This window comes from Ferrimicrobium sp., assembly GCA_022690815.1.
In the GTDB taxonomy this organism is placed as follows: Bacteria; Actinomycetota; Acidimicrobiia; order Acidimicrobiales; family Acidimicrobiaceae; genus Ferrimicrobium.
Genome location: JALCZJ010000008.1, coordinates 60,855 through 87,506, shown reverse-complemented (window position 1 = coordinate 87,506; position 26,652 = coordinate 60,855). Strand labels below are relative to the sequence as shown.

Annotated in this window: 18 protein-coding genes; 4 read left to right on the top strand and 14 right to left on the bottom strand. The window is 57.8% G+C overall.

The window, feature by feature from the left end; genetic code table 11:
* Positions 1–67 precede the first annotated feature (67 nt).
* Both MP439_04085 and MP439_04080 read right to left on the bottom strand, forming a co-directional pair.
* A complete protein-coding gene (locus MP439_04085) occupies positions 68–256 on the bottom strand; it encodes a hypothetical protein (protein MCI2975241.1) in 189 nt (62 codons plus the stop codon).
* Between the two features lie 725 nt (positions 257–981).
* A complete protein-coding gene (locus tag MP439_04080; protein MCI2975240.1) occupies positions 982–4,047 on the bottom strand; it encodes an EAL domain-containing protein in 3,066 nt (1,021 codons plus the stop codon).
* Between the two features lie 361 nt (positions 4,048–4,408).
* On the opposite strand from MP439_04080, the gene MP439_04075 reads away from it, so the two are divergent.
* Positions 4,409–6,028, top strand: a complete 1,620-nt coding sequence (locus MP439_04075; GenBank protein MCI2975239.1) for a glycosyl hydrolase family 18 protein — start codon at positions 4,409–4,411, stop codon at positions 6,026–6,028.
* 280 nt (positions 6,029–6,308) lie between these two features.
* Positions 6,309–7,727, top strand: coding sequence for a cellulose binding domain-containing protein (locus tag MP439_04070; GenBank protein ID MCI2975238.1), 1,419 nt, complete (start codon positions 6,309–6,311; stop codon positions 7,725–7,727).
* An 871-nt stretch (positions 7,728–8,598) separates the two neighbouring features.
* On the opposite strand, the gene MP439_04065 is transcribed toward MP439_04070, so the two are convergent.
* The 5 genes from MP439_04065 to MP439_04045 form a co-directional block, all read right to left on the bottom strand.
* Entirely contained in the window at positions 8,599–10,434 is a 1,836-nt protein-coding gene (locus MP439_04065; GenBank protein MCI2975237.1) for an ABC transporter substrate-binding protein, read from the bottom strand.
* Between the two features lie 503 nt (positions 10,435–10,937).
* Positions 10,938–11,870: a succinylglutamate desuccinylase/aspartoacylase family protein gene (locus tag MP439_04060; GenBank protein ID MCI2975236.1), complete on the bottom strand. Its 933-nt coding sequence runs from the start codon at positions 11,868–11,870 to the stop codon at positions 10,938–10,940.
* A 4-nt stretch (positions 11,871–11,874) separates the two neighbouring features.
* On the bottom strand, positions 11,875–12,702 hold the full coding sequence (locus MP439_04055; GenBank protein MCI2975235.1) for a M55 family metallopeptidase: 828 nt from the start codon (positions 12,700–12,702) through the stop codon (positions 11,875–11,877).
* Between the two features lie 213 nt (positions 12,703–12,915).
* Positions 12,916–13,821, bottom strand: a complete 906-nt coding sequence (locus MP439_04050) for an isoaspartyl peptidase/L-asparaginase (protein ID MCI2975234.1) — start codon at positions 13,819–13,821, stop codon at positions 12,916–12,918.
* Between the two features lie 123 nt (positions 13,822–13,944).
* Entirely contained in the window at positions 13,945–15,795 is a 1,851-nt protein-coding gene (locus MP439_04045; GenBank protein ID MCI2975233.1) for an ABC transporter substrate-binding protein, read from the bottom strand.
* Between the two features lie 378 nt (positions 15,796–16,173).
* Between MP439_04045 and MP439_04040 the strand changes: the two genes are divergently transcribed.
* The gene (locus tag MP439_04040; GenBank protein MCI2975232.1) at positions 16,174–18,294 is read left to right on the top strand and encodes an amidase family protein; all 2,121 of its coding nucleotides are present in this window, start codon (positions 16,174–16,176) and stop codon (positions 18,292–18,294) included.
* 186 nt (positions 18,295–18,480) lie between these two features.
* Here the strand turns inward: MP439_04040 and MP439_04035 are convergent, their stop codons facing one another.
* Together MP439_04035 and MP439_04030 are read right to left on the bottom strand one after the other, a co-directional pair.
* Positions 18,481–20,205 carry a DUF885 domain-containing protein gene (locus MP439_04035; protein ID MCI2975231.1) on the bottom strand — a complete coding sequence of 575 codons (1,725 nt, stop codon included), beginning with the start codon at positions 20,203–20,205 and terminating at the stop codon, positions 18,481–18,483.
* 243 nt (positions 20,206–20,448) lie between these two features.
* Positions 20,449–21,147, bottom strand: a complete 699-nt coding sequence (locus MP439_04030) for an SDR family oxidoreductase (GenBank protein ID MCI2975230.1) — start codon at positions 21,145–21,147, stop codon at positions 20,449–20,451.
* Between MP439_04030 and MP439_04025 the strand changes: the two genes are divergently transcribed.
* Entirely contained in the window at positions 21,135–21,383 is a 249-nt protein-coding gene (locus MP439_04025; GenBank protein MCI2975229.1) for a hypothetical protein, read from the top strand. The two genes, MP439_04030 and MP439_04025, sit on opposite strands and share 13 nt — an antisense overlap.
* 9 nt (positions 21,384–21,392) lie before the next feature.
* On the opposite strand, the gene MP439_04020 is transcribed toward MP439_04025, so the two are convergent.
* From MP439_04020 to MP439_04000, 5 genes are all read right to left on the bottom strand, one after another.
* Positions 21,393–22,025 carry a response regulator transcription factor gene (locus tag MP439_04020; protein MCI2975228.1) on the bottom strand — a complete coding sequence of 211 codons (633 nt, stop codon included), beginning with the start codon at positions 22,023–22,025 and terminating at the stop codon, positions 21,393–21,395.
* On the bottom strand, positions 22,022–23,197 hold the full coding sequence (locus MP439_04015) for a hypothetical protein (GenBank protein MCI2975227.1): 1,176 nt from the start codon (positions 23,195–23,197) through the stop codon (positions 22,022–22,024). The genes MP439_04020 and MP439_04015 overlap by 4 nt, the downstream gene beginning before the upstream one ends.
* A 362-nt stretch (positions 23,198–23,559) precedes the next feature.
* Positions 23,560–24,471, bottom strand: a complete 912-nt coding sequence (locus MP439_04010; GenBank protein ID MCI2975226.1) for an alpha/beta hydrolase — start codon at positions 24,469–24,471, stop codon at positions 23,560–23,562.
* Between the two features lie 417 nt (positions 24,472–24,888).
* Positions 24,889–25,716 carry a heavy metal-binding domain-containing protein gene (locus MP439_04005; protein ID MCI2975225.1) on the bottom strand — a complete coding sequence of 276 codons (828 nt, stop codon included), beginning with the start codon at positions 25,714–25,716 and terminating at the stop codon, positions 24,889–24,891.
* Between the two features lie 5 nt (positions 25,717–25,721).
* Complete coding sequence (locus tag MP439_04000; protein MCI2975224.1) at positions 25,722–26,630, bottom strand: YbjQ family protein; 909 nt, start codon at positions 26,628–26,630, stop codon at positions 25,722–25,724.
* Positions 26,631–26,652: the final 22 nt, after the last annotated feature.

Sequence of the window (26,652 nt, the reverse complement as noted above, 5' to 3'; positions counted from 1 at the left end):
ATTGGCCTTTGGTCCGCGTTTACGCGAGAGCGCCTCGGTGCTCTGCGCCTCTATTATCCGTCTCCACTTAAGTGATCTGAGACGAGAAGAGTCCCTCTCTGCGCAAGAGCGCACCCTTTTGCCCCTTAGGGCTGGAGTCGTAGGCCTTGATGATCCTCGCCTTGTAGCTCGCAGAGAGTACCCGTCTCGTTGCTTTGGGTGGGACCATCACCTCTTGGGTTGTTTTGTTCTTGCCTGTTTCATCGTAGGTAGCCATCTCAACATCTCTGCCTTCTCGCCCTCATTGATTTATTTTTTAAACCTCGCACACACTGATACTGAGACCTAGGGCCATTGAGAGCTGAACCTATCTCGGTCACTATCTTATCGATCTTGTATCCGTTCTCAGTAGCCCAGGTCAATACCCGAGCTACTTGCCGGTCTACGTCTGACTTCTGGTCAGACGAGGATACCCGAGCATATTTAACGGTGGAACCGTGCTTCTCTGATGATGACTCCAGATCTCCAACAAGGATCAGTTTATTACCTGCGCGATGAGTCGGCACAGGCATCTTGCCCGTTCCATACCACCTATACGCCGTTTGAGGGTGTGTGCCCTGGGACAGCGCCCACTCACGTAGGTTCATTAACAGTCATTATGGTAGGTGTGTTAGCCAACTGCTGCAGCCCTCACCGTCGCGTTCTCGGACCTCGTTCCCTCATATTGGATCCATGCGAAACTCGACGCGAGCACAACAGTGAGCTACCCGTGCAAAGAGCTGCTCATCCAGCGCTCGCTCGTGCTTCTCACTGGCTTTCACCTCAATCTCATTCGTTGTCTCGCTGCTCACCAGGTTCAGCGGGGATGTATACGCTTACCCGGCTCGCGCAATCTTTGGCCATCGGCCAAAATAGACCATGAACGCGCCTTTGGACCTCGCGCGGCACGTCCCTCTCTCACACTGGCCAGCCACAATAAGAGGTCTCCATCCGCACTAACAGCTAGGCAGCACCAGATGAGTTGTTGTCTGACCCCGTCGCGGCTGGCACGTCCGAGGACAGCACAAACTCATCAAGGGGTAGCGGCTTGGCAAAAAGATACCCTTGGCCAAAGCGAATGCCGAGCCACTTGAGCGTGTCGAGCTCTCGTTCGGTCTCGATACCCTCCGCGATGACGAGCGCTGCGCTCTGGGCAGCAAATCGCACCGTCACCTCGGTGAGCGACTGGTGGACCCGCGTTCGATCGATGTCCTTGACCCAAGATCGATCGATCTTGATCATCTGGGGTCGAATACTCGAGAACAACTGCAACGAGTTGTATTCTGGAACGGTGTCGTCGATCGCCACCTGCAACCCGACGGGAAAGTGTCGCATGAGCTGTGCAAGCGATGCCATGGAATCCGACTCGCTGCCACGACGTCCCGAAATTTCGAAGAACACCTCCCCATGACGATTTTTCAACCGAATGAGCTGGTTGGTATCTCCCTCGATCAAGAAGCGATGACTCACGTTCACACTGATCCACAACTCAGACGGTAGTTTCTCAAGAGCCCCCAACGAGTTCGCGAGCATCGCCCCCTCCACCGCCAGGGCAGTTTTGGCATCAAGACCAGCAAGATAGGGGACTGGCGATGCGCCGTTGATCCGGTTCAGAATCTCGTATCCAACGACGACTCCGCTCTCCAAATCCAAGACTGGCTGCACAAAGGTCTTAATCTTGTGGTCACCTGCGGGATGCGCGACGGCGTCGGAGCGTCGCAGGCTCCGTTTGATCTGTCGCGGGGTACCCGGCGATAGCCTCGCCGATGGTACCTTCTCTCGGCCCTTCACCGATGGCTCTTGGGTGTCAAGCAGATATTCCGATGGGCCATAGTAGAGGACCGACTCCCAATCGGCGACCCTTGGCTCGATGATCAACTCCGATGGGACCACCCCAACGAGCTCCTTCTTGCGACGTTGACGCCTCGCAAAGATCGGCCGGATCTGGACAAAGATGTCCTGGATGCTATGACGGATACCGATATAGGCGACGACGGCGTAGCTTGCCAGCACGAGGTTGATGATCGCGAAGACGGCGTTGTTCCAAAGCGCGCTGTAATAATCATGGATGAGTGTGTAGATGGTGAGGGCAATCAGCACGTACGGGGCAACCACGAACAAGAACGGAGCTACCGTTCGGCTCTTGACCTTTGGGGTTCTCATAAAACTGCCGTGCTCCCCGGTCAAGGCCTGCACGAGCGAACTCGCGGTGCCGGCCAGGTTGACCGGGATGAGAATCAGGTTAAATCCATAGATGCGAAGAATGTCGAGGCGCCGATATCCGCTGTACTTTAAGTCAGTCGACATCGCCCAGAAGTACGGGAGGGCCAGGAGAGCAAGATACGGGCTCACAAGCTGGTTAGCGAACGGAAAGATCAACAGGATCACCAACGCCACAGAGGTCCAGGTGATCGAGGCGAGATAGTTCGTTCGAAGGGCGAACTCACCGAACCGATGGTCGACATTCTTCCTCGCGGTTCCCTTGAAACGTCGTCGAAGCTTGGGAAGGATCAACAAGCCACCGTCAGCCCAACGCCTACGCTGAATCGCCAAAGAACCAAAGTCCGGCGGTGTCGCCGAATAGCTGAGGCGCTCGGGATAGTTATAGATCTTCCAACCCGCCGAGACCAGATCGATCGACGACTCGGTATCCTCGATTGCCGTTCGGTCGCTGACGTAACGCCGGATCGGATAGCCACCTTCGTAGGTGACGCTCTCGACGGCCTCGAGCGCGGTCTTACGAATGACGGCGTTCGCGCCAACCCAGAACGAAGCTGAATAGTTCGTCAAACCTTGGTGGACGATGTGCTGGATGTCGGTGGTAGCACCGGCGATGCGCTCCAGGCGGGTACCGGCCCCCGGGTAGGCACTGTAGGGAGTTTGGGTGACCCCGACGTCGGCGAACTCGTCCTGTTCCAAGAGGTGGACGAGGCGCAGGCAATACTCTGGCAACAACGTGCTGTCAGCGTCGAGGGTCAAGACGTAATCGGGATCACGAATCACGAGGTCGGCCTGCTCCTGCTCGGTCGGCACCAAGGTTCTTCCCGAGAGGGTCACGACGTCACAGTAGGCTCCCCCCATGAGGCCAAGGTACGAATTCAGGTTCATCGCCTTGTTTGCCTCATGTGACAAGGAGACATAGCGCTTGCGTTCAAAGCTCGTCAACCGCGCGGTGAAGGTGTTGACGAGCCGGGCATAGAGCTGGCGCGCTCGATCGATACTGAGGTAGTCACCCGATTGCGCCGCCTCGCGCAGAGCCACGGCCATCATCGAGAAGTCAGCGGCAAGTCGCTCAAAGACCTGCTGTTTTAAAAAGACGTCGGTGTGGTCCTCGATCGGAAGCGAACTGGCCTGGAGCTCCAACCACGAGACGGCAAAATCATAGTTCTCACCAAGACGGATCATCCCCTCAGAGTCGAGGTTCGATTGGTTGGCGAAACCGCGCTCGAAGTCAGCTTGCGCAGCGAGAAGATGCGCTCGCGGGTATGCCAGTAGCCGCTCAAGATCCCCGGGAAGCTCCCGGGCACCTTGGAGCAAGGCGCGGTTGTGGTCATCGGTCGGCTCCGGTGGATCATCGATCAAGAGCACGATCTCGATGTCTGGGTACTCCTGCAAGGCGACCGAAAGCAGGGTTGATCGGATCACCCGCGTCTCCTCCCGGTACGAGGGCACGATCGCGGTGAGCGTGGGTTGCTTCGTATCGAAGAACTGGTCGATGACTGCCCTTGGGATCCTGCGATGCTGACGAACACGATAGAGGTAGCCAAGGCGACTGGTGAGATAGGCCACCGAGGCGAAGATCAACAGCGTCACCATCGCGAGATAGACGATCGCGAGGAATTTCTGCTGGAGCGTATACGCCTCTTGGTTCAAGAATTGTGAGCTGAACCAGTAGATCAAGTACGTGATCCAACCAACGATCGTAATAACGATCGCCAAGCGTGCAAGAATGACCCGGCGCTCGGTAATACCTCTTGGAACCGGCGGAAGTGGCTGACGCATCCGGTCCGACCCGATCTGCCGTTTCATTCGATTGACCTGAGGTTGACTGGTTGTTCGGGCCATCAGCGTCCTATTCTTCCTTGCAATCTCCACAGCGCCTCCAAGCACGACACCGTCGGTGAAAACCTGGGAGCACCGACTCGGGCTACCATTTCACTACGCATGCACGCCAAGGCCTTGCCTCGTTGTCATGCTTCCCGATACCAGTCATGACATCGGCAGGAATCATCCATGGGTGAAGTCAATCCCAATGAATCGCGACAAGTACCACCAGGTTTGTCGATATTGCGATCAAGTTCACCCAGCTTTGGTTCGAACACCAAGAGGACTGAAGTTAACAAAAAGTTGACGGATCGGACAGTCTTCATGTTTCGAGATAGGACCAACGATGACCAACGATGAACCCTCCAACTCGCCCGCAACTCCTCTCATCACCGTCGCGGACATCGTCAAGTCGCACGAGTTCGGAAACGATGATGGCGGGGTCCCAACGCGGCGCTCCTTGGGTGCACGACTATCGTACTACTCTCCACTAAGGATCCTGATGGCGATCATCATGCTCGCCGGCCTCGGTTACTTCGCCACGAGGCAGGTTCAAAACGTCATCGCCAGCTCCGTGAGCGTCAAGCCAGAGTTCTTTGCCCCCTACGTCGATACGACGCTCACCCCAACCTATCAATTTCAAGACACAGGCGACAACGTCGCCAAACAGACCGTCCTCGGCTTTGTCACCGCTCCTCCGTCGGGGGCATGTACACCCAGCTGGGGTGGTTACTACACGCTCAGTGCAGCGGAGTCCCAGTTGAACCTCGCGAGAAGACTGGTCGAGTATCAGAACCTTGGAGGATCGATCATCATCTCCTTTGGGGGTCAGCGAGGTCGACACCTCTCGACCGTATGCTCGAGTCCACGTGCACTCGCCTCAGCCTACGCAGCGGTGATCTCCACCTACCACGTCTCAGCGATCGATCTGGACACCGAGGGCTCTGCGTTGAATAATTTCACCGCGATGACTCGCAGAGCCAAGGCTCTTCGGTTGCTCGAGGCCCAGTACCCCCACCTGCAGGTTTGGTTGACGCTCCCGGTGGCCACCGATGGGCTCCAGCAGAACGCACTTGGCGTGCTGCGCACCATGCTCACCAACAGGGTCCGTCTCGCTGGTGTCAACGTTATGACCATGGATTTCGGCGTGCCCAGCGAGAATATGGCGGACACCGTTGAGGCATCGCTCAAGGCCGCGGAAGTCCAACTTGGGCAAGCATTCCTCCATCACGGCCTACACCTCACCAGCAAGCAGATCTTTAACAGGATGGGGGCCACCGTCGAAATAGGTCAAAACAACGACTTCGGCGAGGTGTTCACGACATCGGACGCGCGCTCCTTAGCCAAGTTCGCGCTCAGTTATTCGCTGCGTCGACTCTCCATGTGGTCCCTTAATCGGGACGCCCCTTGTCCGACTACCTTTGGCAACCAGGAGATCTACTCAAACACCTGCAGTGGCACGAGCCAGACTGACCTTGAGTTCTCGAATATATTCAGCCACTTGCTGCCTGGTTCCATCACCAGCCAGCACCAGGTCATTCTCGCACCCAACGACATCTCCACCAATCCTGCCAACGCGCCTTATCCGATTTGGCAACCAAACTTTCCGTACCCGGAGCACTACAAAGTGGTCTGGAATGGCTATGTCTACGAAGCCAAATACTACAACCAGGGGACCCAACCGACACAGACCTACCAGTACAGCTACCAGACGCCGTGGCTCCTCGTCGGACCAGTCCTCAAAACCGACCACGCACCCGTTTTGAAAAAGTTGGCACCAGGAACCTATCCTGCATGGAGCGCCAAACAGACCTACAATGCCGGCACGAACGTCGAAATTGGGGGGGAGGGCTACCAGGCAAAGTACTACAACCAGGGCGACAACCCGACCCTGGCGCTGTCAAACCCAACCTCCTCTCCGTGGAAGCCGCTCTTCACACTGCCCGGAGAACCAGCACTCAACTGAGCAATACTCAACTGGGCAATACCGAACTGTAATAACGCGAGACAAGCTCGTCCATCCAGAATTCGCCAAAGGATAGCTCCCGCGCAACCGAGGGCACGATGCAGGCCATCTTGCCATTCGGGCCTTTGTTCCATAGTTCCACCTCAAGTACCAGCCCTCGGGCGACGACACTCCTAAAAAAGGATGTAGGACAAGAACAGCCTGAACCACCTCGCCCAGATGCTAGCCTCGGCGCAGGTGGCTAGGGGTTACAAATGAGCGCCAGCTCAAAGGGGTCATGATGAGCAGAAGCCGGTCAACAACATGGGGTCTTCGTGCCCTCCTCAGCCTCGCGATGACGGCGTCGGTCGCCCTCGTGGGCCACGGCTACTTGGACGTACCTGCCTCGGGCCATCACCTAGATCTCACCGCAGACACGGTTGCACCAACTGTTCCGTTTGCCCCCTACGTCGACATGACACTTCCACCGGTCGGCAACCTTGCCTCGCTCGCCAACCAAGCCGGTATCAAGTCAGCGACTCTCGCCTTTATCGTCGCCGAGGGAACGAGCTGCGTCCCCTCATGGGGTAACTACTTCCCTGTCGGCACTAACAACGGAGAGTTTCAGAACGAGATCGCAAGCTTTGCGGCCGCTGGCGGCCAGCCTATCATCTCGTTTGGGGGAGAGATCAACAACGAACTCGCCTCCGTGTGTAGTTCGGTCTCAACGTTAGAGAACGCTTACCAGGAGGTCGTCGAACGCTACCACGTCTACTCGCTGGACTTTGACATCGAGGGCACGCAACTCAACAACACCGCGGCCAACAACCGACGCAATCAGGCGCTCGCCCTCCTCCAAACCAACGAGGCTGCCTTGGGTCACCCAGTGACCATCTCCTATACGCTCCCAGTCCTGCCAACTGGCCTTCTTGCCAACTCGCTGGCGCTGCTCCAATCAGCGATCACTAATGGTGTTAAGGTGAGCGTCGTCAACGTCATGGCGATGGATTACGGTGCGGCCAACGCTCCTGACCCAAGTGATATGGGGACCTACGCCATCGATGCCGGAGAATCGACCGAGGCTCAGCTCGCCAAGCTGTATCCCAACCGCTCAAGTAACCAGCTGTGGTCGATGATCGGAATCACGCCGATGATCGGGCAAAACGACTTGAGCGGCGAGATCTTCACCACACAAAATGCCGACCAGCTTGCCCAATTCGCCGAGTCACACGACATCGGACGCCTCTCCTACTGGGAACTCCATCGAGATGTTGCCTGTGCCGACGATGCCGACGTTGACTCCAACTATTGTTCCGGTACCACACAGACCCCGTATCAGTTCGCATCCATCTTCGGCGCAATACCAGCCACCACACCCACGAATCCGACATCGCCGACATCCCCACCTCCTACCACGAGTACCGGCACAAGCGGTTCGTCCAACCTCGCACTCACGTTGTCGACCTCGACAAGCTGGTATAACGGTTGCAACATGTCTGGGACCGTCACCAACAAATCCGGCGAGACGGTCTCGGCCTGGCAGGTAGGGCTGGTGCTGGGAAGTGGCGACAGCGTCGTGAACATCTGGAATGCAAATTCGACTCCCTCTGTGACCGGGGCCACGGTTTCTAACGTGAGCTACAACGGAACGCTTGCGCCAGGAGCGAGTACGACCTTTGGCTTCCAGATCTCAGGGGATTGCTCGACCGTCACCGCCTAAGCATCACCGCTCTCGGCTACCGAATTGCGCCGAAGAACACGATCCACGCCAGCGAGTGGACCCCCGACGGATCGCCAACGATCGGTTTGATGTCACTTCGCTGCATCCTATCGCCGCACGTCGGGACCGTGATCGAGGTTGGTACCCTTATCAACAGCCCATCTGCAGATGAGAAGCCAACAGCTTGGTCTCCCTCGCAGCCATCACCCACTAATCGGACAATTCCTGCCAATGGTGCCCGCCTGCGAGGCAAAGACGACAGCAATCGCCACCAGCATCCAGCCAGTCTGGGCGAAAGCAGACCTCCTTGCAAGCAAACTCCTGCCACCCGACTTTATCTCTCGTAAACCGTCTCACAAGCACTGAGACCGTCTCCACCAGGTAGAGCACGAGCAACCGGCTGGTTGGCGAAGGAATCGATCCGCCAAGCGCAGCGTCAGGCATTGCTAAGAGTAGGCACAGACGACCACGACATCGGCCTCGACGTTGGCACCCGTTGCTCCAGCACGACATGAGCTCCACTCAGAGCGACCACAGCTACTGGGATCTCCTCTCGATACTGCAATACAAACCTCTAGCACTTGTTGGCGCTAGGCGCCCACCCGCTTCGACGTCGAGTCTCACGATCCCCTGGCGATCAGAGCATCCAAAATCGGCCAGCGTCCATTGATCCCACGACACTCGGTGCTCGCGGGGGCTCGGTGCTTACGGGGCTCTACACTTGCCGGGATCAGAATCTCTGGCGTTGACCCGACACGAGGAGCCATTGATGCGGACCTGGAACTTATCCCGCTTCCCTCGACTCCACATCAATCGCGACACTCGGATGAATGCATCACTCCCCCTAGTCGCCACCCCACTGCATCAATGCTCACTTGGTGAAGTACCAATCCTCAGGCGTGAGATTCAAGTACGGATTCTGGACAACACCAGCGAGTTTGCTCGCGATGGCCGATATGCCAGCATCCGGCAATGGGCGATAGATATCGGGCAGTTGCTTGGCCATGTAGTTTTGGTAGGCATCCAACGCCGCCGCCGGATCCGACGACGTATGCGTCGCAGCAATCAGCGCATTTGCTGTTGAGCTATCGTAGTTGCCGTAATTCGACCCTGCACCCGTTGCGAACAGCTCCCCCCCGGTCGGGTAGTTGTCGGGGCTATACTCCCAGGTACCTGCCAAAATCATCTGCCATTTACAGGCCGCCTGAGACGGCGTGCATGGGGCCTCATCAGCAAAGACAGTGTTGCCATTGGCCGACGTCAACACGATATTGATACCAGCTTGCTTCGCAGCCGACGCGTAGGCGGTCATCTCTTCAGTCAACGAGTTGTCTCCTGAATAGTATTCGAGGTTGATCGTGAGGGCGAGCCCTCTCGGCACTCCATGACCACACTCAGTCGCCGCGCTGCCTGGGCTTTCACAGGTCATGACGCCATTGACCATCTTGAAACCATGGGCGACAAGGAGGTTCTTCGCAGCTGAGATAGAGTATGGATAAAGATCCGTTCTCGATGTAGCATCGGCAAATGGATTGCTCGGCACAACCGGGACCGGTGAGTAGTTCGGCACCGCATAACCCTTTAAGAAATTCTTGATCCAGGCAGGTTGATCCACCAGGTGTTGCAGCGCTTGGCGGAAGTAAAGTTGCTTAAAGAGCGGTCCAAAAGTAGGGTTGTTAAAGTTCATGTTCCAGTAGGAGAATCCAAATTCTATCCACGGCTCGATCTTGTACCCGAGAGACTCCACATAGGACTTCTGGGTGACATCCGTGTTCGGGAGATAACCATAGGTGATGGCATTGTTACCGGCTCGAAGGACGTTGAACTCGGCAGACGACGACGTGAACGGTAGTTCCACGAACTGTGCCAACTTCGCCTTGACCGGTCCTGAGTATTTAGTATTTGGAACAAAGACCGCTTTGCCTGCCGTCGTAAAGCTCGATAGCTTCCATGGGCCATCGACCACCGACCAGATCGGGCTTGTGGCATAGGTCGAGAGATCCCCAGCTTGTGAGTTCAGAAACTTGTACACCTCTTGTGCGCCAGCGGTCGTGAGATCAGGCGCGGTTGTCGAGGTTGCACTCGGGGTTGGGCCAGAGATCGAAGTCTTATCCCATGCCAATGGCAGTGGGGTGATCTGACTCAACTCGTTGTAGGTGAACCAAGTAGGGTTGTACGATTGATTGAGGTCGAAGACCACCGTCGAAGAGTTTGGTGCTGAGTAGGACACGACATTGTCTGGAAAATCACCAGGTACATAGGCACCATAATCGGTCTTGTTGGCCTTTAGAAGGTTCATCCAGAAGATCACGTCCCGTGAGGTGACAGGTTCGCCGTTTGACCACTGATACTTCTTGAGTGTGATGGTGACCGTCTTATCGTTGTTCGAGTACACCGGAGCATTACCAATCGAGAGGTCATAGTTGATCTCTGCCTTATTGCCGTTGCCAAAGAAGTACAGCGGCCGATACATCAGAATCTGGAACTGTGCAAGATTCGCGATTGAGAAGTCCGCTCCCGAGGTGAGTGGAAAGATATAGTTGGGGTTAGCACCAGCCGCCTCAGCGTAATAGGCCACTCCACCGCTCGTGCTCGAACTCGACTTCGCGGTTGACGATGATGTCGACCCACACGCCGCGAGCACCATTGCCGCTGACGCGGTTATCCCGATCATCGCGATGGCCTTGCGCCGTACTGTGCTTCGCATGTGCTATTCCCCCTTAGTCCTGACCCCCAACCGGTCGTGTTACAGAGAACCTTACACGGTCCACCCAGGCTCTCCACAACATTTTCCTCACTTATTTCATAAGTTGTTAATTTCTTAACATTTCGTGAGATGGTCGCTAGTCTCGGCCGATGGCAATCGGGAGCGGGCCATGAAGCGGTCAAGTCCATACCAGCAACCGGGGATGAGAAGGGACCACCAACCACGGAAGCTGTGGGAAGAAAGCTCTTATCGGGCACGACGTGTACACCAGAACGAGTCAATTGCCGGAGCACATCTTCTTGCGATCACACCAACCTTGGTGGCAAAGCCGAAAAGCCTATGTGCGGCCAAATGCCTTAAACGCCTTGGACTTATGCAGGGCGCTTGCGTTGGAACGTCAACGACGCGGTAGCGACGGTCGACGACCGCGCCCGACCATTTGGCACAGGTCTCATCAGGGGCTACTGCGCAGGTCGCACATTCGGCCTACGGTGATGGCGCCATCAGCGCTCTTCGTCGGCTCCGATCCCTATCACCAATCCATCAGCCTTCATCGCGGGCGACGAGGTCAAAAACACCGCCACGCCATCCACCGGCGTCACGATCTCCTCCTGGACCTCACCGAAGAGGTCACTCACCGTTCCTACCACATCTCCAGCATCAAGATCTTGCCCAACCTTGACGCGCGGCTCCCACCACCCCGCCTGCCGCGATCGCAGCCAGACGAACCGATGCAGGTGACGAACCGGCAGATCGGCCTCGATCGGCTCACTTGGCTCATACATCTTTAGGTAGGCAACGGTGCGCGCCAGACCACGAAGGTGGTGCTCGATGGCTTCGGTCTCGACCAGCCCACGCCCACCCGACTCGGCGATAATCGAGGGCACGTTGAGCCCTCCAGCAATCTGTGAGGTCGCGCCGGTGACCGCGGGGTCGACGGTCGGTTGATGGATGGAGAAGGGAAAGCCATAAGCCTGGGCCAACGCTCTGGAGGCGTCCTGGACGGGCGAGTCATCATAGATAGTGAAGCGGAACAGGTCCTCGACCATGTCACCGGCGTGCAGGTCGATGAAGTAATCTGATCCCTTGATGAGCTCCTCGGTAACGAAGAAGGCGAGGGCATCGGAGTAGCTCCCATTCGGGTCGCCAGGGAAGCATCGGTTGAGGTTCTTCTGATCCCGGGGTGAGACGAATGGACTGCGCTCATAGAACGAATCCAAGTTGAGCGTCGGCACCGCTCTGATCCGGCCAGCAAGCCTCTCGGGGTCGATACTCTTCATAAAACTTCTCACCGCCTGCTGAGAGGTGTACTCGCACCCATGAACCCCGGCCACCAGCGTCAGAGTTGGCCCATCGCCGGCACCATGGATCTCGAAGTAGGGGATCTCGAGATGCGATATCGCTGGCAGTGAACTGGTGAGAAGACGCTGCTCCATAAGGTTACCTCCCCTGGGCTTGACGCGTCAGATAACAGACACCAACAAACGCCCGATAGAGGGCCAACGGATCCTGTCCCTGAATTGCCGCGGAGCGCACCCCCGTGCGTTCAACGCCGCCAATCCAACTGGCGAGTTCCGCCTGATCGGCGGTCTGAAACGACATGGTGATGGTCGCTGGAAGTTCAATGGCGGGAAGGGCGATTGATGCCGCAGTCTCAACGGCGCGCTCGGCTGCTTCGGCAATAAGCTTGTGTGCCCGATGTGGGTGCAGATTTGAAGCCGCGAACCGGGTGATTGAGTCCTTCACCTGGACCATAATCGCCTGGGTCATGATGGGCGCCGCCTGTTGCGCCGTCGCGAGATCGCCGCTGATCAGGCCGATGGGAACCTTGTGGCCCAGCGCGACGAGGGCATTGACGCCACTCTCTCCGACTTCGACATCGTTAACACGCAGTTCGGTGAAGACCGAGGGGTTGTAGCTATGCGACATCACCGAGGGCACCCCGGAGATGCTGCCGTGGTAGCCGACGAAGAAGATAACGTCAAAATCCGCGGTCAGACCTTCCATCATGTAGCCCGGCTTATGAGCGCCCGAGATGTAGGTGGCATCGCCATGGAGCAGTCTCGGATCCAGGTTCTGCATCCGATAGTGGGCATCGTTGACCACGAACTCAGTGGCACCCGCTGTGAGCGCGCCGTCGATTGCGGCGTTGATCTCTGCCAGCGTGAGCTCCTGACCCATCGACACCGCAGGACCGCTGCCGGTGCATTGATCCCAGTCCACGATGCCAGAGATGCCCTCCATGTCAAAACTGATATATACCTTCATCGTTGATGCTCCTCTCTACTATCTCATATCTCAAGTATCTCATATCTGGTCACGACTCCTGGACCGTGGATCGCTCCGAAACCCGATCGTAGAACCGTTTCGCTCGGCTCGTGTCGAGCCGGTAACCGACGACACACTGCCCACGGTCACTGCTGCCGATCAACCCCAGCCGTTGAACTCGACCAAACGTTTTAACAGCCGGTCCAAAGAGCGCTACTGGCCTGCCGGGACGTGGGTGCGCGGTATCGACTTCGCCCGATCCCACCCGGCCTCGCGGACGGCATACGTCGCATCAGCCTTGGTCGAAACCGCTGCGTGACGTCCATCGGCGGCCAAGATCACGATATGCATGATGAAGTTGTTCGATGACTCCACGAACTCGCCCAGCTCTCTGATCGCCGTCACTCCGGCCTCCTCGGGGCTCATCCCCTCGGCGAGGTAGCGTACCACCATGCGTGCCGTTGACGCCCGGAGGGAGAGCTCACCAAAGCCCGTGCAGGCTGCAGCTCCGTAGCGCGAATCACAGTAGTTGCCCGCCCCGATCACCGGCGAGTCGCCTGCTCGTCCCGGCCACTTCCATGCCCACCCGCTCGTGGAGACCGACGAAGCCATCGAACCGTCATCATTCAAGTAAAGAAAGTTGACCGTGCCGGCGGCCTTCTCTGGGTCGGTCGTCAGTGCCATCACTCTCTTGAGCGGATCCTGTGCCTCGCTGGGATCAAGTTGATCAACCGCGTGCTGCCAGGTCGCTCGAGCCGAATCGGTTAAGAGATCGGCTCCCTCGGCTCCCACTTCGTGGGCAAACTTCGCCGCCCCTTCACCAACGAGTAGAACGTGCGGCGAGCGCTCCATCACCGCCCGTGCGACAGAGATGGGATGACGATACCCGGCAAGTCCAGCCACGCAACCTGCACGCCGCGTGTCCCCATCCATAATGGAGGCATCGAGCTCGACTACACCCTCGAGGTTTGGCAGACCACCAGTCCCCACGCTGTGATCGTCAAGGTTGTCCTCGACAAACCACGCTGCTCGCTCCACCGCTGTAACCGGGTCAAGCCCGCCCTCAACATCAGCCCACACACCGTCGATTCCGATGGCACCATTGGCACTCGCAATCATCAACACTGTTTACCTTCTCCTTCCTTTGCACTCAGACGCCCCCAGGTCAGTCGACCCGGAGGCGTCACGAGATGCTCAACTTAAAACTCTAACCAATGATCGTCTGACCGATGAAACGCGGCTCTACTTGGTGAAGTACCAATCCTCAGGCGTGATGTACTCATAAGGACTCTGTGGGGTCGCCCCATGGAGGTTGGAGGCGATCTCCGAGAGCTGGACATCAGTGTCTGGCTGGTAGATCACCGGCAATTGCTTGGCCATGTAGTTCTGATAGTTATCCAGGGCGGTCTGTGCTTGGGAACCCGAGGAGGTCAGGGTAGCTGCAATCAAGGTATTCGCCGTCGAAGAGCTGTAGCTTCCGTCATTGGAGCCAGCTCCAGCTGCAAAGAGCGTCTCACCCGATGGGTAGTAATCTGGAGAGTAACTCCAACCACCGCCCCAGTTGGCCATCTCCCACGAACAGGCTGCCTGTTGTGGTGTGCACGCCGCCGAGTAGCTGATCACACCGGCAAACGGGGCTTGCGAGAGGTTGATCTTGATGCCAGCTTGCAGTGCGGCTGACTGGAAGGCTGTCATCTCTTCAGTAACAGAGTTCAACCCAGAAATGTACTTAAGGGTGAAGTTCATCGTCTGTCCACTCTTGACGCCAGATCCGCAATCACTGGGGCCGCTTCCTGGCGTGACACAGGTCATGACACCGCCAACCATCTTCCAGCCATGGGAGGTCAACAGCTTCTTTGCGTTCGTCGGCGAATACGGATACTGGACGGTCTTGGAGACGCTGTCATCGAAGGGGTTGGGTGGTACGGTTGGAACCGGCGAATACGACGGGGTACCATAACCCTTCAAGAAGGTGGAGACCCACTGGGGCTGGTCGACAAGCTCCTCCAGCGCCTGGCGGACGTAAAGCTGCTTAAAGATCGGACCAACAGTCGGATTGTTGAAGTTGATCGGCATGTAGTTGAAGCCAAAGATCTGCCACGGCGCAAATTTGTAGCCTTCGCTTGCCACCCGCGACTTCTGGGGGAGGTCGGTCACCGGCAGATAGCCATAACTAATGCTGTTACTCGAACTTAGGACGTTGAATTCGGCAGAGTCAGAGCTAAAGGGCAGCTCAACAAACTGGGACAGCGTCGGCTTGGGCGAGCCAGAATACTTGGTGTTCGGGACGAACACCGCCCTTCCTTCGGTCGTAAAGCTCTTCAACCGCCACGGACCATCGACGACTTGCCAGAGCGGATTGGTCGCATAGGTTGCAATCGACGTTGAGGCCGCGTTCAAGAACTTGTATACCGCCTGGGCTCCAGCCGTAGTCAGGTCTGGGGCGTTGGGGTCAGTGGCACTCGGTGTCGGAGCTGAGGCCGAGGTCTTGTCCCAGGCCAACGGTAGCGGCACAAGCTGAGAGAGTTCATTGTAGGTAAACCAGGTCGGGCTATAGGACTTATTGAGCTGCATGACAAAGGTCAACGGCCCCGTCGCTTTATAGGAAACGACGTTATCCGGGAAGTACCCCGGGACATAGTCAAACCACTGACTAGTATTCGCCTTGAGCAGGTTCATCCAAAAGACCAGATCTCGCGCGTCCACCGTCTCACCGTTGGACCACTTCCACCCCTTGAGCTGAATCGTCACCGTCTTGTCGCTGTTCGAATAGACCGGGGCGTCAGCAAGCGACTGCGAATAGTTGATCTCTGCCTTGCCATTCTTACCGAAGAAGTACAGGTTACGAAACATCAGGTTGTCAAACTCATAGAGGTTGACGTTGGACTCGTTCGCCCCATTCATGAGTGGAAAGATGTAGGTCGGAGGCGACAACGGCTGCTCCGCAAAGTAGGCAGTGCCTCCCTTCACCCTGGTCGTCGACGACGAGGAGGAGGACGATGACGACGAACTCGAGCTGGTTGATCCACACGCCGCCAACAAGAGCACGCTCGTCGCAGAGACCGCCACAAACTTGATCCAACTAGAACGCATATCCCGGTTCCCCCTGTTCCCTGAGCACCCCAGCTCAGTTGGACTGATCCTAGCGCATGTTCGCACGATCTGTAACCATTTGTACATCTTGAATTGACAAATTTACTTTCTTTTCATAAACTGTGGATCACGGCTTGGGTCAACACAACCCAAGTAGACACAGATCACCAGGGATGCAATCCCCAGGTGTGCCATGCTCAGGTGTGCCAGTCTCCGTCGAGGACGATCAACAACATCGATGTGGACCAGGCCATCACCCGTGAGACCTTGGGCACATCTCGGTTGACAAGTAGCCCACGAACTCGACACTCAATGCGCGATGACCTGGATTAACACGACGACGATCACGAACGACCCACAGGAAATGGAGATGACGCAATGAAGATGACAATCGTCGGGGCCGGAGCTATCGGTGGCATGCTCGGTGCCCACATGGCGGCGGCCGGCCACGAAATCACGCTGTGCGATGTAGATCATGCGCACATCGACGCCATTCGCGCCTATGGCCTTACCATCGAGGGCCCGATTGCCAACTTCACCGTGCACCCCAACGCCATCTACGCCGAAGAGTTGGCCGGCACGCATGAGCACCTGCTCGTCGCCGTGAAGAGTCATCACACTCGTAGAGCCGCAGCCCTGGTCGCGCCCCACTTGCGCAGTGACGGCATCTTGCTCACGGTCCAAAATGGGCTGACATTTGCGACCTTCTCGGAGTTCGTCGATCCAACCCAGATCGTCACCGCGTTTATCAACATCGGGGCCGACCTGATCGCGCCTGGCGTCATTCGTCAAGGCAACATCGCCGCCTTCTATGTCGGCGAACCGCTCAGCCATGAGGTCACCGACCGTGTCGAACGTCTCGTCGCCGCGCTCCCGTACGCGAAGAGTACCGATAATATCCTCGGCTTCCTCTGGGGCAAGGAGGCTTATGGCGCCATGCTCTATGCCGGAGCAGTCTCCGATCTATCGATCGCGGCGTCGCTCTCGGACCCGCGATACCACGACCTGATGATCGCAATCGCACGCGAGGTTCTCGATCAGGCCCCCGTCAAGGTCGAGGGATTCGACGGCTTCGAACCCAACGATCTCGAGGGATCACTCGAGCGTCTCGCAGCCTTCAACGCTGCCAGCGCCAAGTCCCATAGCGGGATCTATCGTGACCTGATGGTACGACGGCGCCCGACCGAGGTGACCGATCTTCTCCACGACCTCGCCGGACCATTGACAACCCACGTCGGACGCCTCATTCAAGCGATCGAGCGCAACGAGCGAACCTGCGAGGTCGCCAATCTCGACCTCGTGAACGCCTACTACCGTGCCCATCGCTTCGCTGAGCCGCTGCACGCAATCGTCCACTACCTTGAAGCCCCGCGACGATCATCATCGGGTCCACTCCATGGCTACCAGGTCGCCGTCAAGGACATCATCGCCGTCGCTGGGACTCCACTCGGCAACGGGAATCCAGTCGATATGGCAGGACCACCGTCCTCGGTTGAGGCGCCGGTGATCACGGCGCTTCGCGAAGCTGGGGCCGACGTCTTTGCGACCACCTCGCTGTTAGAGTATGCGCTCGGGTCGCCGCACCCACAGGTTCCAGAGGCACGCAATCCGGTTGCGCCCGCGCTCGTTGCCGGCGGCTCCAGTGGAGGATCGGCGGTCATCGTTGCCGTTGGGGCCGCTCAGATGGCACTTGGCACCGACACCGGAGGTTCCGTACGGATTCCCGCTCATTACTGTGGCGTCGTCGGTTTTAAACCGACCTACCAGCAGCTCTCGCTCCGAGGCGTCACGCCCCTTTCGCCAACACTTGATCACGTTGGCATTCTGGCTCACGATGTCGCAACCGCGGCGCTCGGTTATCGGACCCTGGCCGATTTGCCTCCCATAGCGCACCCAGGTCAACGCCGACCCCGCCTTGGGATGGTTCCAACGCAGTTCGCACCCGGCCTGCTAGATGCCACCGTCCGTGAGGCCATCACTCGCGCCCTTTCGCGATTGGAGCAAGCTGGTTACGAGTTCACTGAATTGGCGCCAGAACTCTTTGATCGTCTCGACCAAGCCTTCGAAGCCATCATTGGCTGGGAGGCTTACCAGATTCACGGACCACTGCTTGCGACCGATCCGGATCACTTCGGTGAGGAGACCGCTCGGGTGCTCACCCAATCGGCCTCGATCACCAACGATGAATACCAGCACGCCCTCGAAGAGCAACGAATGGGATCGGCGCAGCTATTGAAGGTCTTTGACACGATCGATTGCATCATCGGCCCGACTGCTCCCATGGTGGCCCCTGGCCAGAACCCCTCCGTCGACACACCCGAGGGTTATCTCGAAGGGATTATGACCCGTGTCTATAACCTGACCGGTCAGCCGGCGATTACCCTCCCGATCCCAGGCTCAAAGCTACCCGTCGGCATCCAGCTCGCTGCGGACACGGGTCACGATATGGCACTGCTCGATTGGGCCCAAGAGATTGAGACTGTCCTGAGCCATCCGTGATCATAAGGCCTTCGATCGCACCCGGGCCTTGGACGCGAGGTGCTTTCAGGCCGCACCACCGTGTTGATCGTACCACAACATGGCACCAATCGATCTCGCGTACGCCCGATATTGTGGATCGACAGGGATGGATGGTGCCGGGGTCAATCTGTCCTGTTCTCGTTGATCCTGCGATGATCGGGGCCGCTACCGAGGCTGCGATGCCTCGCTAATCTGGCGAATCCAAGTCTCGATGACCGAACCAAGGACTCCAAGGGGAACCGCTCCCTGTCCAAGGACTACCCCATGGAAGGCTCGGATGTCGAACGAGGCGCCGAGGGCTCGTTCGGCCACATGGCGCAGTCGCCGAATTTCTCGACGCCCGACCAGATAGGCGGTTGCCTGTCCCGGCCAGCCGATGTAGCGATCGATCTCGTTCGTGACGTTAGCCATGTTCGTCGCGCTGTTTTCGAACATGAACTCAACAGCGCGCTGTCGTGACCAACCGTAGTAATGCATCCCGGTATCAACGACGCATCGGCTAGCTCGCAGTGCATCGAACGACAGCATGCCAAGGCGGGCCAGGTCATCGCTGTAGATCCCCATCTCGTCGGCGAGCCGCTCGGCATAGAGACCCCACCCCTCGACGAAGGCGCTCACTTCAGCATCAAGGTAACGGCGAAAGGCCGGGAGCTCCTGCAAGGTCTGGGCGGTCGCGATCTGTAGATGATGGCCTGGCACACTCTCGTGATAGGCCAACGCCTCGTATTCGTATCGGAACCGTTCGGTCGGTGCGGTCGTCAACACACAGTGAGCACCAGGGCGTGAGCCGTCATCAGATGGTCCGCGGTAATAGGCGAGGGCGGCATTGTCGGCCTCGGCTGAGGAGATCTCTTCAATGACACAGTCGGCAATATCACGATCTGGGAACCATTTGGGCTGCTCACGCGTCGCGACCGCAAGCGCACGCGCGACCACATCGAGGATCTGTTGTCCGTTGTCAAAACGGAGGGCTGGATCCGAACGCAGGCGTTCGAACAGACCGCGCCGATCTCTAATCCCAAAGACGCGCCCACCAATCTCGGCCCACTCCTCATCCAGCCTGGCAAGGGTCCCAAGGCCGAGCTCATGGATCTCCTCGGGTGTCATCGCGGTCGTCGTATGACGCGCGAGTGCTCGTGCGTAGAGCTCTTCGCCACCTGCAATTGCATTGAGGCCGACCTCGTGATCTTGGCGTGCATGTGCCAGCGGATCACCAGCCAGGTAATCACGTAACGTTGCCATCGCCGGCCAGACGGTATCGCGCACCAAAGTGCGAATCCGTTCACGTTGACCCTCGTGTCCAGGAGGGAGGGTAACGTTGATGAAGCTGTCGTGGGCATCACCGAGTCCAAGGTGCCCATCGAGCTGAGAGATCGCCTGACGCACCCCGGCGGCCGTCGAGAACTGTCCCTGGCGATCGGCCTGACGGTAGCGCTCAGTAATGATCCCAAACAGGTCGCCCAAATGCGCCAGTCGCTCGAGGTAGGCCTCGACGCCGTCGTCGTTCGCCAGTGAGGCGGTCGGTACCGTTTGAAAGATACGAGCTTGCGGAGACACGTAACCACCAGCGGACATGTTGCGTGCCCACAGCTCGTCTTCGAGATCGGTGCTCGCGCTCTGGGCCAGGGCATCCATCACCTCGAGGTTCACCCGTTCATCAAAGGTCAATCGTTGTCTGGCCGCATCATCCTCGAGCAATCCTTCGATCCGACTCTTGATCGATCGATAGCCCGCCAGGGTGGTGAGTTCACCATCTCGAGTCAGATCAGGAAGCATCCGATCGAAGGCATGGAGTCCAAGCTCAGTTGCCGTGAGTGGATCGCGCTCATGCTTATGGGTGAAAAACTCCTCATTGAGGCTTGTTATTGCTGCGGTGACATCGTGGTCCATCGTCCCCTCCTTGTCTCCACCTTACGCGGAACCTGAACTGATTTGTCCAACCTTCATATACCTTGCACTTTTATGAACAACGACCGACCAATCGTCCTCGTAGCCCCTACCCGCTGCCCGGTAGCGACACAACCCAGCCTGCGCTTGGAGCAAGTTCCCTGGCATCCTCGACAAGGCATGGTCGAGAGTGCATAGGCAATGCACCACCACGAGCCAAGGGTGCCGCTTCGATTTCCTCCAACGTTAGAACAGCGCACTACCACCATCAATAGAGAGGGTTTGACCCGTAATCCAGCTTGCTCGCTCAGAGACAAAGAAGGCGACGCCGTTGGCGATGTCGCTGGCCTCGCCGAGCCGCCGTAGCGCAATGCCTTCCACCAACTTTTGCTGACCTTGGGGGCCATAGGACTCCCACTGCGCCACCGTCGTCGGATTCGAGAGGACAAAACCTGGGGCAATCGCGTTGACGGTAATGCCATAGGGGCCGAGCTCGTGAGCCATTTGTCGAGTGAAATTGATCTGGGCTGCCTTTGCGCTTGCATACGCTTGGATACCCGTCAACGAAACACTGCGTCCGGCCCCTGAAGAGATCGTCACAATCCTTCCCCAACCTCGTTGCTTCATTCCCCGGACAACGGCGCGTACACAGTGAAAGGTCCCAGTGAGGTTGACATCGATGATCGCCTGCCACTGCTCGTCCGTAACATCCTCGAGGGGCTGATGAACTTGACCGAGAACGCCGCCGGCGCTGTTGACCAACACGTCGATGGGAGGCGCCCCGGCCACAAAGGCCCGCACCGACTCCGCGTCTGTGACATCCATCTCATCTCGATCGGTTCGCAACACCACAAGGCCATCGGCTTCAAGCTGATCCGCGATTGCTCTGCCGATACCCTGTGCGGTTCCAGTGACCAGCGCCACCGGTTGACTTGGTCGAGTCATGGCTCTTTCTCCTTTGTGGTTACGACCCCAACCCACGCGCAACGCGGAGCCAAGGCATCGCCATCACCCTAGCGATCAACCCCACTATGTACGCTGGAACGCCGATTGCTCCGAGAGGATGGTTCGACGAGCGTTACCAGGAGCTAGCGAGCACCAACGCAGAGGCCGTCCCGGTACCCCGCACTCGCATCCGACCGAAGGGGGCCGAGATTTTGGTGCTGGCTGTCTGTCGATAAGAACCGTCCCTAAATGCGGTAGATCACACTCCGGTCGAGATAGCCGCGGTCGATCGCCATGACGACCGCTTGGGTCCTCGTGCTCACACCCAGTTTGGCAAAGATGCGAGAGAGGTAGGTTTTCACCGTCGGCTCCCCAATGCCGAGGGCTTGGCCAATTCCAGTATTCGTCATACCCGAGGCGGCTAGTCGCAACACCTCAAGCTCACGTTGGGTGAGAACGAGATCGTCATCAAGATCCCGCGAGATGCCCTTGCTTAACGCCGTCGCATAATAGGTCTGCCCGGATGCCACCCTCCGGATCGCGTCAAAGAGGAGTGATTCCTCGACATCCTTGAGCAGATATCCCCGAGCTCCGGCCCCAAGCGCGGACCGCACCAGTGCAGGTTCGTCATAGGTGGTCAACACCAGCGCCCGCGCGTGCGTTCGATCCCGTATCCAGGCGACCAAACTCGATCCATCACCATCTGCGAGCTTGAGATCGCAGCAGACAACGTCCGGGTGTTGCAGGTCGATCACCCGCTTTGCCTCGGCGATGCCAGCCGCCTCACCAACGATCGAGAAATCGGGGGCCTTGGCCAAAATGCCGAGAAGGCCACGTCGCACGATCGTGTGATCGTCGACGATCACTACCCGGATCATCGAGGTAACCGCACTTCAATGCGCGTTCCAGCCTCGAGGTTACTCTCGATAGAGAAATCGCCAAAGACCTGCTCAACCCGGCGCCGCATGAGTTGGAGACCGAAGTGGTCACGGTGATCGGTCGACGTCGTGTCAAATCCAACCCCATCATCCTCGACAACGACGATGAGCGACCCCTCCTCTTCGATGAAGTCCAAGTGGGCCGTACGTGCCTTCGAATGCCGAATGATATTGTTGCCAACCTCACGCAGGATCAAGGTCATGCACTCTGTGGTCGTCGCGTCGAGTGGAAATACTGTCGATGGGAACCGATCGACGATGAGGGTCACGCCACTGGACTGAAGCTTATCTTTAAGCAACTCCACCTCGTCAGCGACCGACGCGAGCGTCGTTGCAGGAAGCTGACCTTCACGAATAACGGCTCGGGCTGCCTCGAGTGCCGTTTGGGCGGCCTCCTCGATCAGCTCGGCATCGATCGAGCCATCGGTAGTTCCTCTCGCGATCAACAGGATGCCGATAAGCTGCTGCGCGATCGTCTCGTGAATCCTCGCCGCCAGACGTTCACGTTCGTTGTTCTCTCCGATTTGCCGATAGAGATCGGACAGTCTTCCCTGAGTCCGCCTGAGCTCTACGAGACTCTGTGATAGATTTGCCTGCTGTTCGAGCAGTCGAGCGATAAACACGGCGGCGAACGATCCCGCCACAAACGTGGGGACAAACCAGTCAGCGATCACCACATACGACACCACCGGTCGGGCAAAGACATGAGAGAGAATTCCAACCATGCCCTCAATCGCCGCCACGATTGGCAACGACGCCGATAGTGGCAGTGTGGCATACACCAGGGCGGCAACCGGCATCAGCAGATAGCCGGCATTTGGGTTAAGCGCAGACGAGACTGCTAGAACGATCACCTGCGAGATGATCAAAACCCAAAGGCGAGTCTTCGATCGATTGAGCTCTACGAAGACCGGCTGACCGATGAGGAACCAATCCAGTGCAGCCACCAGCTCAGCGACGACGACACCTACTTCTCGAGCGCCAGAGGGTGAAGGATAAACCAGGGTCATGACAAAGGCAGCCCCAAACGATCCCAGAAAGAGCAGGCTCCACACCCACTGGCCACCACCAAGGATCGTGCGGCGCTGCTCACTGCGATCGAATCGTGTCATACCCCACCGATGCTAGCTGTTGTCGACAGAATTATTACGCATGCGACAACGCAGTTGCCAATAAATCAGTTGACTAACGTCCATCTGCTCTGCACGATCAACAACCGCTTACCAACCCAAACTGTCCGAGGCTAGACCTGCCACCGCCTGCGCTGCCGTTCCAACGTCTCCATGTTGCCCAGGTGCCCCAATCGCGCAGCAGGGTTCTCGCCCGGCCCGGCCATTAGCGCCAACCGGGGCCTAGATCACCGAGCGTACCATGCACCGGCGCGGCCCGCCGAGGGCACTGCTTTATCGGCACGGCCCCAGTTGGGCACACGCCATCCGTCTCGTAGGTCTACCGACGGCTCAATACCCAACGCTTAGACCTTACCGGATTGCAACAACCCCGCAAAGGCGTCAAAGAGGTTGCTAGTCGCCTCTCGGACCGCCGGGACGATATCACCTAACGAGAGGAAACCGTGGACAAGCGTCTCGTAATCGTAGGTACGTGTCGGCACCCCGCTCCGCTCGAGGTGTTGTGCGTATTGGAGTCCAAAATCTCTAATCGGGTCATAACCGGCCACCGCTACGATGGCCGGCGCGACGCCAGTTGGGTCCGCCAGCACCGGGCGCGCGCGCCAATCGGCGAGTGCGGCGGCCTCGTCTTGGTAGTACTGTTCACCGAACCAGATCACCTCCTCGCGTTCGAGGAAGTAGCCGGCTGCGAACTGATGCATCGATGGCGTCTCGGTGTTGATGTCCGTGGCCGGGTAGGCCAAAAGCTGTCCGATCAGATCGATCCCTTGGTCACGCGCCTCGAGTGCCACCACCGCCGCCAGGTTGCCACCCGCAGAGTCACCCGCCACCGCCAGGCGGGGAGAAGCTGATCCGACTAGCTGGGCTGCCGACTTAGAACCCCAATGTAGGACGGCTATAGCGTCCTCGACAGCTGCTGGAAATGGGTGTTCGGGGGCCAGCCTGTATCCCACCGACGCGATAGTCGACTTCGTTCGTGCAGCCAGACGACGAACCAATGGATCGTAGGAGACAATGCTTCCGATCACAAAGCCGCCACCATGGAAAAACAGTGTGAGTACATCGTTGGCTCCCCCAGGAGTGTAGATACGCACCGGTGTCGAGCCCACCACGATATCGGTGACTTGCTCCATTTCGTCGGCCTGGGAGAAAGCAAGCGGGGCCATCGCCTCGCCAAGCGCGCGTGCTTCGGAAAGCTCCATCTCATAGGTTGCCTTTGCGCCACCCGCTCGCATGCTCTCGAGAAATTGTTTCAACACTGGATCCAACGCCATTGATCATGGTCTCCCTTCATGGCACCGCAAAAACCCACAAGCGGCAAGTTTCAAAAGGCTATCCTATGCAAACCCCTTGTGCCCAACCGTTGACGCTGCACGGGTGGCAGTGCTCGCAAAGATGCAGCATCCGCCTGCATCATGCTCACATCGACGTCATGGTGACACCTCGCAAGCTCACCCCTTGACCTCACACCTTGAGCAACACATCGCTTAGTTGCCAACGCAACCCAATCGGCTTCGGCGCTACGCCTGCTTCGGCGCTATGTCCACTTCGGTACCATGCACCCTTGGGCGATAGCTCCGCTTTCGACGATGGCGTCGCCACATCGACGACGAGCGCAACGACAGCAAAGTGATTGGGTCGACCTCTCCCCAGACGCATCCGCGTCGAGGAGACTAGAAGTCAGTGAGTGGTAGCACCATCTGAGGCTTGGCGATAATGTGGTTGTCTCGCAGCGGATGGACCGCTGTCCCGATCGAGAAGAACTCGGTGGTGTGACCGCCCCACTGATGAGGAAGAGCGAGCAATTTCACACCCACAATGCCCTCTGCGTGGAGAGCCTCTGCTTCCGCCTGCATGCGACTCATCGCGAGTTCTCGAGCGTCATAGAGCGCCTCAGTGAAGACCGGGATTTCGGTGTTTTGGCCAAAGTTACCCATCGACTTCAACATCCCTTGATGAGCTATGTGATAGACACAGGTGCCCATGACCATCCCAAGTGGGGCGTACCCCGACTGTAGAAGAGTCCAAAAATCCTGCCCGCTGAGGTCCGAGGTGAATGGACGCCCTCCGCTCTGCCAGTTAATTGTGGTGTCATCAGCCTTGACCGCTGTGCCTACCGCAATGAATTCAGCGATATCGTTGCCGAACTCCTTGAACTCGACATCGAGGCGGACACCGACGATACCGTCGGCACCAAGTACCTCGGCTTCGGACTGCATACGCTCCATCGCGAGTTCTCGCGCATGGTACATCGCTGAGGTCAACTTATCAAGCTCCTGATTGGAACTCCAACGCCCCACCTGAATACCCACGTGATAGATCGAGGAGCCAAAGACCAGCCCCAACGGTCGGAAACCAGCCTCTCGTACGAGCAGAAACTCGTTCACCGAGAGGTCTGATGTGAACAACGAGGTCGATTGCCCCGGCCGCATCTCCTGGAGACGCTTGATGGCGTCCTCCGGCACCCCAAGCTGCTGTGGATCGAGTGTCTCTTCCGCCATGTTGCTTACGCTCCTGCCTTTCTTGACTTGAGATAGATGATTGAAAGTGGCTCCATGCGTGTCTCGGACTGGCCGGACTGTGCGATGGTGGTCCCAGTCACGCGCACCTCGCACAGGTGATCGGAGTGACCTTGTCCCATTTCGTTACGAAAGATATTGGAATCCAGGGAGTCGATGATCATCCCCACCTCTTCCTTTGGCTTGAGGTGGCGACGGAGGCTCTGTCTAGCGGACGAGCGAGCCGAGTTTGCGAGATCGCTGAACCCTGTCAGCTCGGCGTTGGGAGCAAACATTGAACCTTGATTGAGGGTGTTGTAGTCATCGTGACGCACAGCGACGGTCACCTCGACGATCAGGCGAACCGGCATCCAGCCATGGTGGAGCAGCTTGGACACATCTTGGCCATCGAGATGGGTCGTGAAGATATCACGACCATGATGATCCTTCACCACTGTTGAGCGGACAGCGGTACCCATGGCCATGAACTCGATGGCACCACCTTCAAACCGAGCCTGGGTTAGCTTCACGCCAACGACCCCGTGCGCGCCGACCGCTTTGGATTCGGTCAGCATACGGTTGATGGCCACCGTCCAGCCCCGATTGATCACATCAACGTAGGGCTCATACCCTCCATAAAACTGTTGGCCCGCACCCATTCGCACCCCGGATAGACCTTGGTTCATGCCGAATGGCGATCCATAGCCTTGGTTGTAGACCCCACACGAAGGCATCACCGCACCATAGGTGCTGAGCACCACACTCCCCATGACCTCGCTAACCGGGCGATAGCCAACGGACTCGATCCCTGTGTTGGCGGTAATCGATAGGAGCGATGATCGCAACGACGAAGCGGCCGCGGACTCTACCCTGCGTTGTGCGGCCGGCGGTAAACCCTTGCCATCCCAAACTGCCACGCTGTCACAACCTCCCTCGTCT

Excerpts from the sequence above, each read along its gene's own strand:
- MP439_04085 (MCI2975241.1), bottom strand. The coding sequence starts at position 256 with ATGGCTACCTACGATGAAACAGGCAAGAACAAAACAACCCAAGAGGTG.
- MP439_04080 (MCI2975240.1), bottom strand. The coding sequence starts at position 4,047 with ATGAAACGGCAGATCGGGTCGGACCGGATGCGTCAGCCACTTCCGCCG.
- MP439_04075 (MCI2975239.1), top strand. The coding sequence starts at position 4,409 with ATGACCAACGATGAACCCTCCAACTCGCCCGCAACTCCTCTCATCACC.
- MP439_04070 (MCI2975238.1), top strand. The coding sequence starts at position 6,309 with ATGAGCAGAAGCCGGTCAACAACATGGGGTCTTCGTGCCCTCCTCAGC.
- MP439_04065 (MCI2975237.1), bottom strand. The coding sequence starts at position 10,434 with ATGCGAAGCACAGTACGGCGCAAGGCCATCGCGATGATCGGGATAACC.
- MP439_04060 (MCI2975236.1), bottom strand. The coding sequence starts at position 11,870 with ATGGAGCAGCGTCTTCTCACCAGTTCACTGCCAGCGATATCGCATCTC.
- MP439_04055 (MCI2975235.1), bottom strand. The coding sequence starts at position 12,702 with ATGAAGGTATATATCAGTTTTGACATGGAGGGCATCTCTGGCATCGTG.
- MP439_04050 (MCI2975234.1), bottom strand. The coding sequence starts at position 13,821 with ATGATTGCGAGTGCCAATGGTGCCATCGGAATCGACGGTGTGTGGGCT.
- MP439_04045 (MCI2975233.1), bottom strand. The coding sequence starts at position 15,795 with ATGCGTTCTAGTTGGATCAAGTTTGTGGCGGTCTCTGCGACGAGCGTG.
- MP439_04040 (MCI2975232.1), top strand. The coding sequence starts at position 16,174 with ATGAAGATGACAATCGTCGGGGCCGGAGCTATCGGTGGCATGCTCGGT.
- MP439_04035 (MCI2975231.1), bottom strand. The coding sequence starts at position 20,205 with ATGGACCACGATGTCACCGCAGCAATAACAAGCCTCAATGAGGAGTTT.
- MP439_04030 (MCI2975230.1), bottom strand. The coding sequence starts at position 21,147 with ATGACTCGACCAAGTCAACCGGTGGCGCTGGTCACTGGAACCGCACAG.
- MP439_04020 (MCI2975228.1), bottom strand. The coding sequence starts at position 22,025 with ATGATCCGGGTAGTGATCGTCGACGATCACACGATCGTGCGACGTGGC.
- MP439_04015 (MCI2975227.1), bottom strand. The coding sequence starts at position 23,197 with ATGACACGATTCGATCGCAGTGAGCAGCGCCGCACGATCCTTGGTGGT.
- MP439_04005 (MCI2975225.1), bottom strand. The coding sequence starts at position 25,716 with ATGGCGGAAGAGACACTCGATCCACAGCAGCTTGGGGTGCCGGAGGAC.